Below are 16445 nucleotides of genomic sequence, written 5' to 3'. Positions count from 1 at the left end.
ACCCGTTGATTTACCCGCTCAACGGCATTGGGTGCTTCCGGGACATTACGGCTGGCAGCAATGGCGAGTTTAAAGCAACTGCCGGTTATTCCGCGTCACCGGATTGGGGGACCCGGACGTCAAGGAATTGGTCGCCGCGCTAACGCGAGCACCGGCGCAGGCATCCATAGCAGCTTAGAAGGCGCGCGAAGAGGCGGGGGTTATCGCCACAAGTGCGATGCAAGGCTCGCCAAAAGGTACCAGCCCTGCATCGTTGCCTGGACTGACTCCGAAACAGTAGGCGCGCCCAAGATTGGGACGTAAGGCTAAGTCCGAACGCCCCGATATTGGGGGATGTCCCGGGTTCTGTTGAATTTCTGAAGAGGTCGGCGTTGCCCACCTTGAGCCGGTAGGCTCGGGGTGCTGATTCCACAAAGGAGAGCAACGCCATGACGAGAGATATCACACCGGCTGGTTGGCCGGCGACCGGGGCTGTGGAGAAATCATTTGCGGAAGTGCGAGCGAGCTTCGATCGGTTCTGCCTTGCGGCAGGAATCGAGGCGCTCGGCACGATGATGGAGGCGGATGTGACAGCGGCCTGCGGGCCGCGCCACGGTCGTGATGCGGCGCGGCGGGCGCACCGTTGGGGCCGAACGCGGGGGCGGATCGGTTTCCACGGCGGCAAGATCGAGGTCGATCGCCCGCGGGTCCGGGGCATGGACGGCCGCGAGGTCACGATCCCGAGCTGGGAAACGGCGGCGCAGGAGGACTGGCTCGGTCGCTGGGCGATGAACCTGATGCTGATCAATGTGTCGACGCGCCGGTTCGGCCGCGCCGTCCGGCTGCCCGAGGGTGACGTGCCGGCACCGCCCGGATCGGGGATTTCGAAGTCGGCGGCCTCGCGGAGGTTCGTGGCTCTGTCGGCGGCGCGGCTGGCCGACTTCATGGCTGCCGATCTGTCCGCGCTCGACCTTCTGGTGGTCCAAATCGACGGGCTGCATCTCGACGACGATCTCGTGCTGGTGGCCGCGATCGGGGTTGACGGCGAAGGCAACAAGCATCCGCTGGCGCTGGTGGAAGGGGCGACCGAGAATGCAGCAACGGTTCAGGCCCTGCTGGACAACCTGGTCTCGCGCGGGCTCGACCCGACGGTGCCAAGACTGTTCATCGCCGACGGCGCGAAGGCGTTGTCGAAGGCGATCCGCCGCACCTTCGGTTCGGCCGCTGCGATCCAGCGCTGCCAGATCCACAAGGCGCGCAACATCATGGAACGCCTGCCGAAAGAGCATCATGCGGCCACCCGCCGGGTGCTGCGCCAGGCCTGGGAGCTCGATGACGCCGACAAGGCTGAAAAATTGATCCGCAATCTCGCGCGTCGACTCGACCAGCAATGGCCCGGCGTTGCGGCCAGTATCCTCGAAGGCCTCGACGAAATCCTGACTGTCGTCCGGTTGAAGTTGCCGAAGGAGCTTCGCCGATCGCTCGCCTGTACCAATATCGCCGAGAACATGATGGGCACCATTCGCCGCGTCACGCGCAACGTTAAACGCTGGCGGGATGCCGGTATGGCCTTGCGATGGGTCGCGGCCGGTATGATCGAGGCCAACAAGGGCTTCCGACGATTGAAGGCGCATAAGCAATTGTCGGTTCTGCGTGCGGCCCTTCAAGCTCACCACGATCGCATGACAATCAAGTCCGTTGCCCACGTCACGAGGGCTGCGTAATATTCATTCCGGCAACGTCGACCCGACGTAGTTCAACAGCGATCGGGACATCCCCCGATATTGCAGCCAAAAATTCTCGAGATTTTGCTCGATTCACCCGCTTCTCGGAACATGCCGCGCCCGAACTCGACGAAAGGGCCACACAGTGTAATGCAGTTCACAGATGCATTCCGGGCTCGCATGCTACCATTGCAGTAGCACCATACACGATCGAGCCTTGCCGGTAGCGATACGTGGGCTGTCGCGGATCGCTCCACGTTCGATAGGAGAGGGCCGCCATGTTTAGCTGGATTTGGAACAATTTGCACTGGCTAGAAGCGTTAGGCTTTGGCGCAATCATCGTTGGCGTGTGCTGCTGGTCGCGCTTCGACGAGCCGAGCTACAATGGCACTGCAGAATATTTCACCCGTTACAAGCCTAGGTTTTCGACCTCGCGTCGGCGCTACGCGCGCGCCAAGCTCGGCTATGAATGCGCGATCCTCATTGTCTTTGTTGTCTTTTCAGCGGCGCCGGAACTCTTCTACGCACTGCTTCCGGATAACGTACCAAAGCCTAGCGAAACGACGCTTCCGCTCGGTATTGCTTTGATAATGGTGGCGTTCCAAACGATCCCACGGCTCAATGAAGGAGAACGCCGGATCCGCGGCATTCTTCATTCGGTTGCGCGTATACCTGAGTCGATCCGCAGAACCGTAGCGCAACTGCGTGGCTCCTCGTTCAATTGCAGTCCCGGCGCGGTCGCTTGTCAGACACGTAAACTTAACATGCAGATTGGCAAGGGCGCTCCACAGCCGGCCCTCTTGAGTAAGCTCATCTTCGAGGATGACCTCCTACATATTTGGTACAGCATTGGATGCGTGCTCTCCGCATTATCGGAAAATAACCAAACGAACACTGGAATTGATCCGCTCTTCTACGAGACCTACAAGGACGAACTTGACAGTGTTTGCGACAGGCACATTGCGCTCGCCCCGCCGGTGCGTAAGTACTTTGCTGAACTTTTGCGTACAAACTCCTCACCTGACGTCGTTCCCGACCCCGCAGTATTCCGGGAAGTTAAGAATCTGCGCGACCGGCTATACACTTTCGTGGCTTGTGGCATTCGATCCAGTGTAACGAATGACGCGGAGAGCTTGGATGCCATCAGCCGGCTTGGTTTTGCGATCAAGCCGCAAAAGCGTGATGAAGGCAATATCGCGGCGCTCGGGTGGCTCTCAGTCGTTGCGCTCCTAATTCTGTCGGTATTCGCTGTATGGGCGACGCAGGTCTTCATAGAGCAGGTCTTGAAAAATGATCCGAAGTTAATCGATGCATTCCGGGTGCCAACTGGCTTGTTTTGGCAGTTTTACTGGTCTTGGACAACGGCAGCTTTTTACTTCTTCGCAATTTTTGGAGCACTCGTTATTCGCAGCGTTCATGTTGGCCGGCGCGAGTGGTTCGACATCAATGACCTAGAACGAAAACGGCCTATCCCGGTTTACGCGAAATCAATTCTTCTCGGTGGTGCCCTCGGATATGTCGCACTGGTCATCATCGGCCTACTCGGCGGGCCCCTGTTCAAAATCAAGAAAGTTGATGATATCGGGGATGTGCTCGTCGAGGTTGTTGGTCAAACGTTGCCGTGGGCTCCTCTTGCAATCGTCATCGCAGCCATTGCGATCTCGCTGAGCGACAGCCGATTTGGCACTGAACAGCCCTCATATGGCAGGCTCGTCGCTCGCGCCGCGGTAGGCAGCCTCGTCATGATGTTTGCAGGATACCTGACGAGTAGCATTGCCTACCGAAACGTTCATGACCACGGCGCAGCGACCATCTACATGAGCTTGTTTATCGCGGCTCAGATTGGGCTAGTTACGGTAGTGCTGTGCGTCGTCGTGCAGATGTCCGAGCTATACACGGACGGGGCGCGCTCATTCGCGGGAAAGTACATTGAAGGCTCGACTCGGCAGGGTCGTCAATTTTGTATGTTCCTCAATAAAGATGGTACAGCATGTCTGCGCCCCCCGCACCGTGGTGGTCTCAAGAGTTCGGCGGTCCTATGCCAGGGACGGTGGCAGCAATTCCCTGAAGGCACAGCCGTAAAATGGGACAGGGAAGTTGATGATTGCGCAAAGGCTGGTTGTTTCGGCCTAATCTCCGCTTTCGGTGATTCACTTATATACGAAGGCTACGCGGAGCGCTTCTCCGGCACGCCCGACTTCGTTGTCCAGCTCAACGTGCGAACGAGCGCCGATGCTAGCACTAAACAGCCCCCTCCCGGTGAAACACCGCCAAAGACCGAACCGCCAGCGCCGCGAACGTCCCCAGCAGAAGCAACCACCAGTGTTGCGCCCCACTGATTGAGAGGATGCGACGGATGTCCTCCGAAGCCCGATACTTCATCCCGGTGTGCCTGTACCCGCACACAAAGTACCGTACATCAGCCGGGATCGGGGCGCTTTTTGACAAGTACGCGCTGCGGGACCATGATCACCTGATAGTGGTCGCGGATCGCCTTCTCGTTCTGGATCGCTTGATGACTGGCCGTTACTGGACGCTCTCGTCGGCAATCAAGAAGGCAAAGAATGAGGCTAGGCAGATCCTGGCCCTCATCCGCCGGATGTCATCCAAAGCGGGAGCGCGCGGGACGATCGTCTGCTGGGATGAAATCGCAGATGCCACACAGTATTCGGATTTCGCGCGCCGCCTGCAAGATGCGATACTGAGTGACGAGCTATTGTCGCAAACGATCGAAGCCTTCGTTCGGCAGCGGGTCGGACGTTATGGTCTCGGCGCATCACCGGAACGAGAGCGGAACTACGAGCGCGAGTATCTGCTTTCAGAAGTATGCATGAGCGTTTTTTGCACTGAGGTTCTCGGCTTTTGGAATGAGATATGGGAGCGACCGCCTGCAGCCGATATACCCGATCCGCTTAAACTGCTCTACGACAAACGTCGAGAATTGATCACACAGCTCACAGGACACCCCGCCATGCGCGTTCTGACGTTCCTCTTTCCGGATCCCCCAGAACAGGGGAAGGAGAATTTTGAGGAGCGGCGCCCTGCGGGTTAGGTATGAAACTCAGATTTCCGCGCGTCAGAACACGTGACTTGACCGTTCATTTCCCGGTGTGCCCTGCAATTGTGGTCGGCGGCAGCTGGTCAGGCTACCTACCCACTACCTTTTTAAGGTGAGCTTCGAGCTTCTGCAGCGCAGTGCGCTTCTCGGGTAGATAGTCATACCTGTCGTAAATCTCGTCGAGATCGGTTTTGCCTCCACCGGTCACGTGGTTGAGCATGATCTCAGCGATCTCACGCGAGATTCCCAAGCGGGCTAGGCTAGAGCGGAAAGTGCGGCGAAGATCTCGCACTTGCCATCCGGTCACTCCCGATTGCTTATCCAGCTCCCTCTTGAGTTTGCCCCACGAGCCATCATTAAAGTGGGTGCCCTTTATGTGACCAGGGAAGTAGTAATCGGTGTTCTTGTCTCGCCAATTGTCACCGAGCATATCTTGACGATCCATAATCGCGCGCGCCATGGGTAGGATCGGAATTGCGTGCGCGCGTCCGTTCTTCGTGAATTCACCTGGAATGGTGATCACACGCCCCTCTCGCCAGGCGCGTTGTAACCGTCCTATTTCGCCATTCCGGCATCCCCACAAGATGATGAGCCGGATCATATCCCCGAAGAAGCCCTCGCATGCTTGCCAAATATTTCTGAGCTCGGCGTCATTCAAAATACGGCTGCGTTTCTTATCTTTCCCCGGAGCCGGATAACCTTCAAGCGGACTGCGCTTGATGTAACGGTGCGGAGGTTTCGTGCACCACCGGAGCATTGTCCGGAGTGCGCGGAATGCGTGAAGCTGCTCACTGGGCACATCACCGAGCTTTCCGAGCTCACGTTCAATCGCTGCATCGTCGAGGTCAGCGAGCGTGCATCTGAAGTTCAAGCGGTTAAGGAGACGAAGCGTCTCAGATTTGGTGCGCTCGGCTTTGCCTTTGTAGTTCTCCTCAACGAAGGCGAGCTTCGCTTGCTCGAACTCGATGCTGATTTCCTTCTCGCCGACAGGCGTGCCCAACGCAACAAAGGCGCGGCGGCGCGCTTCTGCGAGCTTCAGATCCGGATAGTGACCCAACCGGATTTTGGTGCGGTTGGGCTCCTTAAGGACGATCCAGGTCTTTCGACGTTTGCCGACACGCAATCCAAAAGCCGGCGTCTTCCGGTCCATGTACAAACCGGGCTTCAGTGACTGGACAGAGAGATCTGTGAGTCCAAGAATTGGCACGATTTGGCACGCCTTTCACGTGGATTGAGGCGGATAACCATGCCGAAGTATATGACGGTCGAGTCGCAGAAACCACTGCAAAACACGGGGTTTCCGGACACTATGTGGAACGGTGGAGAGGCTTCACAAAAGATTGGGAAGCTGCCGTTCTACCATTGAACTACGCCCGCGAATGCGCGTCTCACGCCAACCCTGATTAGCCGAGACGGCGCCGCTCGCCAAGCGCTTTGGCGCGGCCGGCCGGACGGTTGTTAACGTCCTGGCAAGATTCCAGGTGCGCCGGATTGTGGCGGTGTTATGATCGCGCGTCTGGGGAGAGACGTGCACTGAGTGGGGCGTGTGCATGCTGGGGCGTGGCTACACGATATTCAACACGGCCATAGGGCGCTGCGGCATCGTCTGGAGCAGCACCGGCGTGGTCGCCGTGCAATTGCCGGAGGCGCGGGAGATCGATACCCGCCGCCGGATTTTCGCGGTCCATCCCGAGGCGCGCGAGCAGCAGCCTCCGCTGAATGCCGAGCTTGCGATCGAGGGCATCGCAGGCTTGCTGCAGGGCGGCGACCCTGATTTTTCCGAGGTCAGCCTGGACGCCGGCGGCGTCCCCGGCTTCCATCGGCGCGTTTATGAAGCCGCCTGCGCCATTCCGCGCGGGGAGACCCGCACCTATCACGAGATCGCCAAGGCGCTGGGCGCCTCCGGCGCCGCGCATTCGGTGGCGCAGGCGATCGCCAAAAATCCCTACATGCTGATCGTGCCCTGTCACCGGGTGCTGGAGGCCGACAATTACGCCGACCGACTCTCGCCTTACGGCGGGGTGATCTCCAAGCGGCGGCTGCTGGCGCTCGAGGGCGCCCATCCGGTCGCGAGCAAGACGCTGTTCGAGGTGCTGCTGCCCGTTGCGCCAACGAGGCCCAGCTAAGGCGCGATCGCAATCGCACCTTAGCTTTGTTTTTTTTGGCATGATCTTGTCGGACAACCGCTACACACTTGTCCGGACCATGCCTAGATAGGTGGCATGGATGCGACCACGCTGCTGACCACGCAATCGATGACGGTCTCGGAGTTTCGCTGCGATGCGGGACCGGACGACAAGCCGTTCGCGGAGTGCCGCACCGGGCATTCCATTGCCTATGTCCGCTCCGGCAGCTTCGGCTGCCAGTGCCGCGCCGGCTTCTTCGAGCTGGTGGCGGGCTCGATGCTGGTCGGCGCTCCACGCGAGGAATACATCTGCACGCATGAGCACGTCAGCGGCGACGTCTGCCTGGGCTTCTTCTTCAGCGAGGACCTGGTCGATGCCCTCGGGGGACGGCGCGAGATCTGGCAGGTCGGCGCGACACCGCCGCTGCCCGAGCTGATGGTGCTGGGCGAGCTCGCCCAGACGGCGGCAGATGGCAACAGCGACCTCGGTCTCGACGAGGTCGGTCAAATTCTGGCCGGCCGCTTCATCGATGTCGTCTCGGGCAAGGCGCGCAAGCCGGCCACGCCCACCGCACGCGACCGCCGCCGCGCAGTCGAAGCCGCGCTGTGGATCGACGCCAACTCGCATGACGAGGTCGACCTCGAACAGGCGGCGCGGCAGACGGGCCTCAGCCCGTTCCATTTCCTGCGGCTGTTTTCGGCCGTGCTCGGCGTCACCCCGCATCAATATCTGGTGCGCTCGCGGCTACGCCATGCGGCGCGGCTGCTGACAGATGATGACATCGCGGTCACCGACATCGCCTATGACGTCGGCTTCGGCGATCTCTCCAATTTCGTCCGCACCTTCCATCGCGCCGCCGGCGTGTCGCCGACGAAGTTCCGGCAGGCGTCGAAGGGCGAGCGCAAGATTCTCCAAGAGCGCGCGACCCTCAACTGAATAGGGTCGTCTCCGGCGCGCGCCAGTTGCGGCGCGCTTTGCAATGGAGACGATCATGTACGACCACATCGGACTGCGTGTTGCCGACCTCGACGCCGCCACGCGCTTCTACACCGCGGTGCTGGCCCCGCTCGGCTACGCCCTGTGCTCCAGCGGCGACGGCTATGCGGGCTTCGGGCCGAAGGGCGAGCCGGCGCTCTGGCTGCACCTGAACAAGGGACGCAAGGCCGACGGCGCGCATATCGCGTTTCGCGCCAAGGACCATGATGCGGTCAAGGCATTCCACAGCGAGGGCCTAAAGAGCGGCGGCCGCGACAATGGCGGCGCCGGCCCGCGGAAGGACTATAGCCCGACCTACTACGCGGCGTTCCTGATTGATCCCGATGGCAACAACGTCGAGGCGGTTTGCGTGTGAGCGTCGGCCGCCATCGCCTCACAAGCTGTCATGCCCCGGCTTGACCGGGGCATCCAGTACGCCGCGGCTTCTCGATTCAAATCACAGCGGCCTCTGGAATACTGGATCGCCCGATCAAGTCGGGCGATGACACCTGAGATGATGGCTCGCTTGTTTCTCCAAATTATAGGAATCAACCATGGCCTCCATCCACAACGACATCCCCCTCCCCGTTCCCGCCCGCGACGTCTGGGACGCCGTACGCGATTTCGGCGCGCTGCCTCAGCGGCTGGCGCCGGGCTTCGTCACCGCCTGCACGCTCGACGGTGATGCACGCATCGTCACCTTCGCCAATGGATCAGTGGCGCGCGAGGTGCTGGTCGATTGCGACGATGCGCGACAGCGGCTGGTCTACGCCATCAACAACGAGCGGCTCAGGCATTACAGCGCCTCGGTGCAGGTGATCGCCGAGGGCGAGGCGAGCTGCCGCCTTGTCTGGATCATCGACATGCTGCCGAACGAGCTTGCGGCTTACGTCCAGGGGCAGACCAAGGACGCCGTCGCCGCGATACACCGGGCGTTCCCGGCTGTGGCTGCGTGATCTTTCTCACAGAGCCCTGCCCTCGCCGGCCCTAACCATGGCCGCGTGCGTCCGGTTGGCTCCGCTCTCCCGGCGGAGCCACGCACGCGAGGAGCAGGCCATGAGAGGTGCGGATAAGGTGATCTGCCAGGCGGCCGCCGTGCTGCTGCTATTTTCGATCTCGAGCGCGCCGGCAAAGGCGCAGTTCCTCGGCGGCGGAGGCGCCGGCGGCGAGGACATGATGACCCAGATGGCGCCGATGCTGGAGATGATGAAGGCGAAGATGGGCAAGCGCCGCTTCGCCATGCTGATGCAGACCATGGGTCCGATGATGAGCCGCATGATGGAGAACGGCGGCGGCGGGCTCGGCGGCATGATGGGGGGCGGCGGCAGCCTGAGTGGCGGCAATTTCGGCGGTGGCTTCGGCGCGCCGAACTACGGCGGCTACACGCCGATGGGCGCAGGCGGCACCATGCCGATGGGGCTCGGCGGCTCCGGCGGCGGCGACATGATGGCGATGATTCCGCAGCTGATGCGGCTCGCCAATGTCGGCGGTGGCGGCCATCGCCGCCACCGGCATCGCTAGTCGGCAGCCGAAAGAGCCGGCCTGATCGTAGGTTTCGTCTCGCGCGGCCCCCAGCGTGTCAGCACCACGCTGGAGCACGAGAGCAGGCCGAGCACGACCATCGAGCTGGCGGCCAGCCAGAAGAAGCTCTGCGCGGTGGCGTCGTGCGTCGACAGCCACCAGCCGATCGCAGCGATGTAGATCAGGCGCGCGGTCTGCGCCAGCACCGGCCCGATCACCTTGGCCGCGCCCTGCGACGAGAAATACATCGTCGAGGCGAGCCCGATGAAGGCGTAGAACGGCGCCACCGTCGACAGATATTCATGGCTGGTCGCGCGCACGGTGGCGCTGTCGGTGAAGATGTTGACCCAGAGATCTGGGAACAGCGCGACGAGGCACGCCGGCACGCCGACGGCGACGAACGCGCTCGCACCGGCGATCCAGGCGATGCGCCGGGCGCGCGCGATGCGCACCGCGCCGATCGCCATGCCGATCATCGGCACCGAAGCGATGCCGAACGAGAACGCGATCGAGGTCAGCAAAAATTCCAGCCGCGCGCCGATGCCGTAGCCGGCGAGGATCGCAGTGCCGAACTTTGCCAGCATGTGGGTGAAGATCGAGATCGTCAGCACCGATTGCAGCGGCGAGAAGCAGGCGATGGCGCCGACCTTCAGGATATCGAAGAACATCGCCCATTGAACGCGCAGCCCGCGCAGTTTCGGTACGATTCGGGCGCGGCCGGAGAACAGGTACCAGCCCATCACACAGATGTTCATGGAATAGGCGATCAGCGAGCCGGCCGCGACGCCGCGCATGCCGAACTGCGGCACGGGCCCGAGCCCGAGGCCCAGCGTGCCGCCAAGCACGACCTGCATGACCGCGGAATTCAGCATCAACAGCGAGGGCAGCTTCATGTTGCCGGTGCCGCGCAACACGCCGGCCATGGTGTTGAGCAGCCACGGCAGCACGGCCCCGCCAAAAAACACCTGTGTGTAGGCGACCGCATGCGTCAGCACATCCCCGCGTCCGCCGAGCATCTCCAGCACCTTGGGCCCGAAGATCAGCATGCCCAGCATGAAGACGAGGCCGAAGGTGATGCCGATCAAGAGCGCATGCGCGGCGAGCGTGCCGGCGCGCTCGCGATCGCCTCCGCCGAGCGCCCGCGCGATGGCCGACGCCACGGCGCCGCCCATGGCCCCCCCGGACATCGTCATGGTCAGGATCACTGTCGGAAACACCAGCGCCATTGCCGCCAGCGCCTCGACGCCGAGCCGGCCGATATAGGAGGTCTCCGCGATCACCACACAGGTGCCGGCCGACAGCGCGACCACGTTCGGCCAGGCGAGGCCGAGCAGCGTGCGCAGAATCGGCCCGTCCATCAGCGCGCTTCGTACCGGCCGCGGAGGCGGCGGCAACGGACGCTCTTGTTCATCGACCGGGATTTCGGCGATGTCGGACATGTCCTCTCCCGGGCGCAGGCCATTCGCGGCGCGGCAATGCGTAGGTGTGCCAATAAATTTCTTCGCGCGGAAGGCGCGACGACAGGCTTAGCACGGCAATTGCCGATTCCTCCTGCGCCGGATGCAGGCGTGCCCTGCGGCAGCGCATTTCAAGTGGTGGAATTACTCAATGGTCCACACCAGCGGCGGCCGACCGCCCGCTGTCGGGCGCAGGTGCACGCCGATGCGCCGCCCGCATCCGGCAGCGAGCCCCTCGAACAACCCTTCCAGCACTTTGGTGCAGGCGCGATGATAGTCGGCGACGTCATCCATCAGCTTCCAGCTCTGCTGGTGAAATTCAAACGTGCCTTCTGATGCCGTCGTCTCGGCAGAGTCATCCTGCGCGGCAAACAGCGCATTCAGGAACGCTGCGAACTCGCGTGCGCCACCGCGGCGCATAGACAGCGCCGCCGCGACCTCGTCAAAATACTGCATCCCGATCAGCTTGCCGGTGAGGTGAAGGAGGTAGCCGGCGTCTTCCGGGCCGAACAATTGCACCATCACGGGCGCGGCGGTGCGTACATATTCCATCGCGTAGTTGCGGTAGGCTTTTTCCAGCCGCGGCTTCGGCCAGCTCGCGACGGGCAAGGCAGGCGCGGTCTTGGCGTCGAACAACGGCGCTTCCAGATGGCGCGCGAACACCAGGCGCTGGTCCAACTCGAGCGGGTGGTCGTACTGATGATAATAGCCTTCGAGCCCGTCCTGACCGTCGACGCTCTGCTTGGTGCAGACGAAGCCGAGCCTGAGATCGCCGAGCGCGACGCCATTGTTGGCGTGCCAGCCGCGCAGCATCGCGCGCGAGACCTCGCCCGGCACGCCGCAGATCGCGGTGCCCTTCCAGATCCAGCGCGGCGGCGGATAGCGGATCCAGGCTTTGCGGTCGCTCTCATACATGTACTCGACATGCACGCCGCCGATCCAGTTGGAGAGATAATGATATTGCGCGGCGGCCACCGCCGGCGGCAGATGACTGAGACCGAGCTTTTCGAGCCCCGGCAGGAAGCGCTCCTGCTGCTGGCGGCGAAACACGCGGAAGACGAATTCGGCGGCATCCGCAGTGCCGCGCCGCGTGACGACGGTGAGGATGAGGCCGGTGAAATAAGCGTGATAGAGCTCGGCGACCGCACGCCAGCACTTCCATTGCGCTTCTTGTGCTGCGTCTGTTGCGGCGGTCATGTTCGCTCCCGATCGTTGTTTTGATCGAGTGTGTCACCGCGACCGGTGCGAGGCAACCTGACGCTCAGGCAGAGCGCCCTGCACGCCAGCCCGTCAATTCCGCATCACGAATTTTGCGCAAGCCTGGCCGCGCGCTCGCGCTCGACGCGCTCGGTGACGTCGCGCGCCATCGCGACCGATCCGACCACGGCACCGCCGGCATCGCGCACCAGCGCGAAGGTCATCTCGATGTAGAGCTTGCGTCCGCTCTTGTGCAACGCGCGGGTCAGCGTCGGCCTGCCCGCGAGCTTCATCGCCCCGGTGGCAAGCGCAGCTTCGAAGCCCTTCCAGTGCGCGGCACGCAGATGTTCGGGAATGATCAGATCGAGGTTCTGGCCGAGCGCCTCGTCCGCCGAGAAGCCGAACAGTGTGGTCGATGCGCGATTCCAGCGCGTGATGGTGCCGGCGCGATCCGAATAGATCAGCGCGTCCGCGACGCCTTCGAGGATTCTTGCGTCGAGTTGATCTGTCATCTCACCGCCTCGCACGTAGCTGGATTTCGCTTCGCATCCTGACACACATTCGGTGTCATCGCCCGGATCGGGCGATCCAGTATTCCAGAGGCATCTGTTGTTAGAGCCGATAGGTTGCGGCGTACTGGATGCCCCGGTCAAGCCGTGGCATGACAGTAGGGTGTGGAGCTACACCCGAAAATGCTTCGATAGTTTGAGGCCCTGCGCCTGGTAGTTCGAGCCGATGCGCTGGCCGTACATCGCGTCGGGGCGCGCCAGCATCTTCTCGTAGACGAGACGGCCGACGATCTGGCCGTGCTCGAGAATGAACGGCACCTCGCGCGAGCGCACTTCGAGCACGGCGCGCGATCCCTGCCCGCCGGCGCCGGCATAGCCGAAGCCGGGATCGAAGAATCCGGCATAGTGCACGCGGAACTCGCCGACCAGGGGATCGAACGGCACCATCTCCGCGGCGTAATCGGGCGGCACCTGCACGGCTTCCTTGGAGGCGAGGATGTAGAACTCGCCGGGGTCGAGGATCAGGCTGCCGTCGGGACGCGCCGAGATCGGCTCCCAGAAATCCTCCACCGCATAGCCGGAGCGGCGGTCGACGTCGACGACGCCGGTGTGGCGCTTGGCGCGATAGCCGACGAAGCCGTTGGCCTTCTCGCCGGAGAGATCGACGGAGACGGCGACGCCGCCGGTGAGATCGGCATCGTCGAGATCGACGAGACGCTCGGTCGCATGCAGCGCCTCGAGCTCGTCGATGTTGAGGATGGCATCTCCGGTGCGGAAGCGCACCTGGCTCAGGCGCGAGCCCTCGCTGACCAGCACGGGGAACGTCTTCGGGCTGATCTCGGCGTAGAGCGGGCCATGATAGCCGGCGCCGATCATGTCGAAGCGGCGGGTGCCGTCGGCGATGACACGGGTGAAGACATCGAGCCGGCCGGTCGAGCTTTTCGGGTTCGCGGCCGCGACGATCTCCGGCGGCAGCGCCAGGCTTTCCAGGAGCGGCACGATGTAGACGCAGTTGGTCTCCAGCACCGCGCCATCGGCAAGGCTGAACTCATGCAGCTTCAACTCGTCGATGCGCTCGGCGACGGTCGCGCCGGGCCCCGGCAGGAAGCTGGCGCGAACGCGATAGGCGATGTCGCCGAGGCGAAGGTCGAGGCTCGCCGGCTGGATCTGGCTTTCGACGAAGTCATAAGCGGGCAGGATGAGGCCCGCCTTCGCCATCGCCGCGATCATGCGGTCGGGCAGGATACCATTGGCGTCGGCGGCAACCGTGAAGCTCAACCGGGGGGGTCCTCGTCAGGGGTCAAATGCATCCGGACATGCGGGAAATAGCAGCCTTTTACGGCTATCCGATGGACGCCTTGACGGAAAGGCCATTGCGGAATATGAGCATCACTTATCCCGTGGTGATTTGAGCCGGCCGGCTTGCAGCCACGTTAAATAAGTCGCTAAACAGGCCGGGGACCTCTGTGATCCCGGCCCGTGGAAGTTATCCAGGCCGGTTTTTTTGTGACCATTTTCGATGGTCACGCAGAGGAGGTCCTATGTCGAAGTCCCCGAAGTCCCCGGCGTCCACCACGCAATACCGTCCCGAAACCCGCCTGGTCCATTCCGGCACCCTGCGCTCGCAATATGGCGAGACGTCGGAGGCGCTGTTTTTGACCCAGGGCTACGTCTACAACAGCGCCGAGGAATGCGAGGCGAGGTTCAAGGGCGAGGACCCCGGCTTCATCTATTCGCGCTATTCCAACCCGACCATCTCGATGTTCGAGCGCCGCATGATCGAGCTCGAAGGCGCCGAAGCCGCGCGTTCGGCCGCGACCGGCATGGCCGCGGTGACGACCGCGATCCTGGCGCCGCTGAAGGCCGGCGATCACGTGGTGGCCTCGCGCGCCCTGTTCGGCTCGTGTCTCTACGTCATCCAGGATCTGTTGCCGCGCTACGGCATCGAGACGACGTTGGTCGACGGAGCCGATCTCGACCAGTGGCAGCGCGCCTTGAGGCCGAACACCAAGACGTTCTTCCTGGAGAGCCCGACCAACCCGACGCTCGACGTGCTCGACATTTCAGGGATCGCCGAGATCGCGCACAGCGGCGGCGCGCGGCTCGTCGTCGACAACGTGTTCGCGACGCCGATCTGGCAGAGCCCGCTCGCGCTAGGGGCAGACGTCGTGGTCTATTCCGCGACCAAGCACATCGACGGCCAGGGCCGTTGTCTCGGCGGCATCATCCTGTCGTCGGAAGCGTTTATCGCCGAGCACATCCACAATTTCATGCGCCAGACCGGCCCGTCGATCTCGCCGTTCAACGCATGGGTCCTGCTCAAGGGCCTGGAAACGCTGGGCGTACGCGTGCGCGCGCAGACCGAGACGGCGGGACGCATCGCCGACGTGCTGGCGAGCCATCCGAAGATTTCGCGGCTGGTCTATCCCGGCCGCGCCGATCATCCGCAGGCAGCTCTCGTGAAGAAGCAGATGCGCGGCGGCTCGACGCTGGTCGGCTTCGAGGTCAAGGGCGGCAAGCAGGGTGCGTTCCGCGTGCTCAACGAGCTCAAGCTTGCAAAAATCTCGAACAATCTCGGCGATGCCAAGAGCCTCGTCACGCATCCGGCGACCACGACGCATCAGCGCCTCAAGCCGGAAGACCGCGCCGCGCTCGGCATCAGCGAGGGCTTCATCCGCTTCTCGGCGGGGCTCGAGCATGTGGATGATCTGATCGAGGATCTGACCGCGGCGCTGGAGAAGGCGTGAGGGCTCCACGAGCTAGGAATCGTAGGGTGGGCAAAGCGACTTGTCCGCCGTAGCTCGAAGAGCGAAGGCGGAAGCGTGCCCACCATTCACGATCACACTGACAATAGATGGTGGGCACGGCGCGCGAAGGGCGCGCCTTTGCCCACCCTACGGAAGCTCACATCGGCCGATAAGTCCGCACGTCCGCGGGCACGTTGACGCCGAGCTTGATCTGGCCGACGGAGCGGATGATGTCGTCGCCGAGGATCTGCGCGAAGCAGGCATAGCCCCAATCGTTCATATGCAGGCCGTCGGCGATCACGAAACTCTCGACCGGGATCGATTGATTCTCGTGCCAGTCGCGCATCACCTCGAAGCGGGGGAAGATGCCGACGTGACGGAGCTCGGCGACCTTGCCGAGCAGGTGCACCATCTTGCCGGCGCTCTCCTTGCGCTGGTTGACGGCTGGCGAATATTGCGGATCGACCAGCACGATGTCGGCGCCGCCAGCGGCCTGGATGCGGGAGATGCCGTCCTCGACCATCTTGGCGGTGTCACCGGGATCGAGATTGCGCAGCACCGCATTGGTGCCGACCTGCCAGATCACGAGATCCGGATGCACGTCGATCACCTCCTTCTGGAGGCGCTTCATCATCTCGGGCGCGTCCTCGCCGCCGACGCCGGCGTTGATGACGGTGATGTCGGCGGTCGGATATTGCCGGCGGAGCTGCGCGGCGAGACGGTTCGGATAGTTGAAATCGGGCGAGCTCGCGCCATAGCCTGCCGTCGACGACGAGCCGAACGCAACGATCACGACGGGTTTGCCGGCGACGAGCTTGCCCGCGACATGCGGCAGCGAGCCCATCGCCTTCGAGCCACCCTTCGGCGTGAGGCAGGGCACGCGGCTGAAAATGTCCCCGGCGGATTTCGCGACCTGCTTCACCTTGTCGATGGCGCGGGCGGTCACGCCGCGCTGCTCGTGGGACGTCGCGGCGACGGTGGTCTGGGAGGGCGAAGCGGAAGCCGGACTAGCGGCCTGCTGCGGCGCGGGCGTTGCTTGCGTGGCCTGCGCCTGCACTGGTGCCAGCGACACCGGCGTCAGGAGCAGCAGAGCCGCCGCGGGCGCAGCCAGCCATGCCGTCAACCAAAAAGGGCGGAGAGAACTCATTAACG

At 62.8% G+C, this 16445-nt stretch carries 15 protein-coding genes and 1 riboswitch; of the genes, 9 read left to right on the top strand and 6 right to left on the bottom strand.

Going from position 1 to position 16445, the window contains the following annotated elements; translation table 11 throughout:
* Window positions 1-428 precede the first annotated feature (428 nt).
* The 3 genes from HAP41_RS46270 (at window position 429) to HAP41_RS46260 (ending at window position 4755) form a co-directional block, all read left to right on the top strand.
* Entirely contained in the window at window positions 429-1703 is a 1275-nt protein-coding gene (locus tag HAP41_RS46270) for an IS256 family transposase (protein ID WP_166064748.1), read from the top strand.
* 278 nt (window positions 1704-1981) lie between these two features.
* Window positions 1982-4042, top strand: a complete 2061-nt coding sequence (locus HAP41_RS46265; protein WP_166068731.1) for a hypothetical protein — start codon at window positions 1982-1984, stop codon at window positions 4040-4042.
* Window positions 4043-4059: 17 nt separating this feature from the next.
* On the top strand, window positions 4060-4755 hold the full coding sequence (locus tag HAP41_RS46260; protein WP_166068742.1) for a hypothetical protein: 696 nt from the start codon (window positions 4060-4062) through the stop codon (window positions 4753-4755).
* 94 nt (window positions 4756-4849) lie between these two features.
* Here the strand turns inward: HAP41_RS46260 and HAP41_RS46255 are convergent, their stop codons facing one another.
* Window positions 4850-5911 (bottom strand): integrase arm-type DNA-binding domain-containing protein, encoded by a 1062-nt coding sequence (locus tag HAP41_RS46255; protein WP_248577160.1) that lies wholly within the window; start codon window positions 5909-5911, stop codon window positions 4850-4852.
* Window positions 5912-6311: 400 nt separating this feature from the next.
* Between HAP41_RS46255 and HAP41_RS46250 the strand changes: the two genes are divergently transcribed.
* The 5 genes from HAP41_RS46250 (at window position 6312) to HAP41_RS46230 (ending at window position 9383) form a co-directional block, all read left to right on the top strand.
* A complete protein-coding gene (locus HAP41_RS46250; protein ID WP_166068831.1) occupies window positions 6312-6887 on the top strand; it encodes a methylated-DNA--[protein]-cysteine S-methyltransferase in 576 nt (191 codons plus the stop codon).
* A 96-nt stretch (window positions 6888-6983) separates the two neighbouring features.
* On the top strand, window positions 6984-7823 hold the full coding sequence (locus HAP41_RS46245; protein ID WP_166068898.1) for a helix-turn-helix transcriptional regulator: 840 nt from the start codon (window positions 6984-6986) through the stop codon (window positions 7821-7823).
* A 55-nt stretch (window positions 7824-7878) separates the two neighbouring features.
* Window positions 7879-8238: a VOC family protein gene (locus tag HAP41_RS46240; protein WP_071917072.1), complete on the top strand. Its 360-nt coding sequence runs from the start codon at window positions 7879-7881 to the stop codon at window positions 8236-8238.
* 178 nt (window positions 8239-8416) lie between these two features.
* Window positions 8417-8818, top strand: coding sequence for an SRPBCC family protein (locus HAP41_RS46235; RefSeq protein ID WP_166068950.1), 402 nt, complete (start codon window positions 8417-8419; stop codon window positions 8816-8818).
* Between the two features lie 100 nt (window positions 8819-8918).
* A complete protein-coding gene (locus HAP41_RS46230) occupies window positions 8919-9383 on the top strand; it encodes a hypothetical protein (protein ID WP_166069000.1) in 465 nt (154 codons plus the stop codon).
* Here HAP41_RS46230 and HAP41_RS46225 read toward each other — a convergent pair.
* The 4 genes from HAP41_RS46225 to HAP41_RS46210 form a co-directional block, all read right to left on the bottom strand.
* Complete coding sequence (locus HAP41_RS46225; protein WP_166069009.1) at window positions 9380-10822, bottom strand: MATE family efflux transporter; 1443 nt, start codon at window positions 10820-10822, stop codon at window positions 9380-9382. The genes HAP41_RS46230 and HAP41_RS46225 overlap by 4 nt on opposite strands.
* Before the next feature lie 162 nt (window positions 10823-10984).
* Window positions 10985-12037, bottom strand: a complete 1053-nt coding sequence (locus HAP41_RS46220) for a hypothetical protein (RefSeq protein WP_166069027.1) — start codon at window positions 12035-12037, stop codon at window positions 10985-10987.
* Between the two features lie 104 nt (window positions 12038-12141).
* Window positions 12142-12549, bottom strand: a complete 408-nt coding sequence (locus HAP41_RS46215) for a PAS domain S-box protein (RefSeq protein WP_166069052.1) — start codon at window positions 12547-12549, stop codon at window positions 12142-12144.
* Between the two features lie 168 nt (window positions 12550-12717).
* Window positions 12718-13776: a 2'-deoxycytidine 5'-triphosphate deaminase gene (locus HAP41_RS46210; RefSeq protein WP_414643397.1), complete on the bottom strand. Its 1059-nt coding sequence runs from the start codon at window positions 13774-13776 to the stop codon at window positions 12718-12720.
* 160 nt (window positions 13777-13936) lie between these two features.
* Window positions 13937-14016: riboswitch (SAM riboswitch) on the top strand.
* A gap of 71 nt (window positions 14017-14087) precedes the next feature.
* Between HAP41_RS46210 and HAP41_RS46205 the strand changes: the two genes are divergently transcribed.
* Window positions 14088-15293 carry an O-succinylhomoserine sulfhydrylase gene (locus HAP41_RS46205; protein WP_166069067.1) on the top strand — a complete coding sequence of 402 codons (1206 nt, stop codon included), beginning with the start codon at window positions 14088-14090 and terminating at the stop codon, window positions 15291-15293.
* A gap of 157 nt (window positions 15294-15450) precedes the next feature.
* Here HAP41_RS46205 and HAP41_RS46200 read toward each other — a convergent pair whose 3' ends face one another.
* Window positions 15451-16440, bottom strand: coding sequence for an SGNH/GDSL hydrolase family protein (locus tag HAP41_RS46200; RefSeq protein WP_071909137.1), 990 nt, complete (start codon window positions 16438-16440; stop codon window positions 15451-15453).
* Window positions 16441-16445: the final 5 nt, after the last annotated feature.

The sequence above is a fragment of the Bradyrhizobium barranii subsp. apii genome (assembly GCF_011516635.5).
Taxonomy (GTDB): domain Bacteria; phylum Pseudomonadota; class Alphaproteobacteria; order Rhizobiales; family Xanthobacteraceae; genus Bradyrhizobium; species Bradyrhizobium barranii.
Note: the sequence above shows the minus strand (reverse complement) of the source record. Positions and strands in the feature narration are given on the sequence as shown.

Coding starts and splice junctions, on each gene's coding strand:
- HAP41_RS46270 (WP_166064748.1), top strand. CDS start 429: ATGACGAGAGATATCACACCGGCTGGTTGGCCGGCGACCGGGGCTGTG.
- HAP41_RS46265 (WP_166068731.1), top strand. CDS start 1,982: ATGTTTAGCTGGATTTGGAACAATTTGCACTGGCTAGAAGCGTTAGGC.
- HAP41_RS46260 (WP_166068742.1), top strand. CDS start 4,060: ATGTCCTCCGAAGCCCGATACTTCATCCCGGTGTGCCTGTACCCGCAC.
- HAP41_RS46255 (WP_248577160.1), bottom strand. CDS start 5,911: ATGGACCGGAAGACGCCGGCTTTTGGATTGCGTGTCGGCAAACGTCGA.
- HAP41_RS46250 (WP_166068831.1), top strand. CDS start 6,312: ATGCTGGGGCGTGGCTACACGATATTCAACACGGCCATAGGGCGCTGC.
- HAP41_RS46245 (WP_166068898.1), top strand. CDS start 6,984: ATGGATGCGACCACGCTGCTGACCACGCAATCGATGACGGTCTCGGAG.
- HAP41_RS46240 (WP_071917072.1), top strand. CDS start 7,879: ATGTACGACCACATCGGACTGCGTGTTGCCGACCTCGACGCCGCCACG.
- HAP41_RS46235 (WP_166068950.1), top strand. CDS start 8,417: ATGGCCTCCATCCACAACGACATCCCCCTCCCCGTTCCCGCCCGCGAC.
- HAP41_RS46230 (WP_166069000.1), top strand. CDS start 8,919: ATGAGAGGTGCGGATAAGGTGATCTGCCAGGCGGCCGCCGTGCTGCTG.
- HAP41_RS46225 (WP_166069009.1), bottom strand. CDS start 10,822: ATGTCCGACATCGCCGAAATCCCGGTCGATGAACAAGAGCGTCCGTTG.
- HAP41_RS46220 (WP_166069027.1), bottom strand. CDS start 12,037: ATGACCGCCGCAACAGACGCAGCACAAGAAGCGCAATGGAAGTGCTGG.
- HAP41_RS46215 (WP_166069052.1), bottom strand. CDS start 12,549: ATGACAGATCAACTCGACGCAAGAATCCTCGAAGGCGTCGCGGACGCG.
- HAP41_RS46210 (WP_414643397.1), bottom strand. CDS start 13,776: ATGATCGCGGCGATGGCGAAGGCGGGCCTCATCCTGCCCGCTTATGAC.
- HAP41_RS46205 (WP_166069067.1), top strand. CDS start 14,088: ATGTCGAAGTCCCCGAAGTCCCCGGCGTCCACCACGCAATACCGTCCC.
- HAP41_RS46200 (WP_071909137.1), bottom strand. CDS start 16,440: ATGAGTTCTCTCCGCCCTTTTTGGTTGACGGCATGGCTGGCTGCGCCC.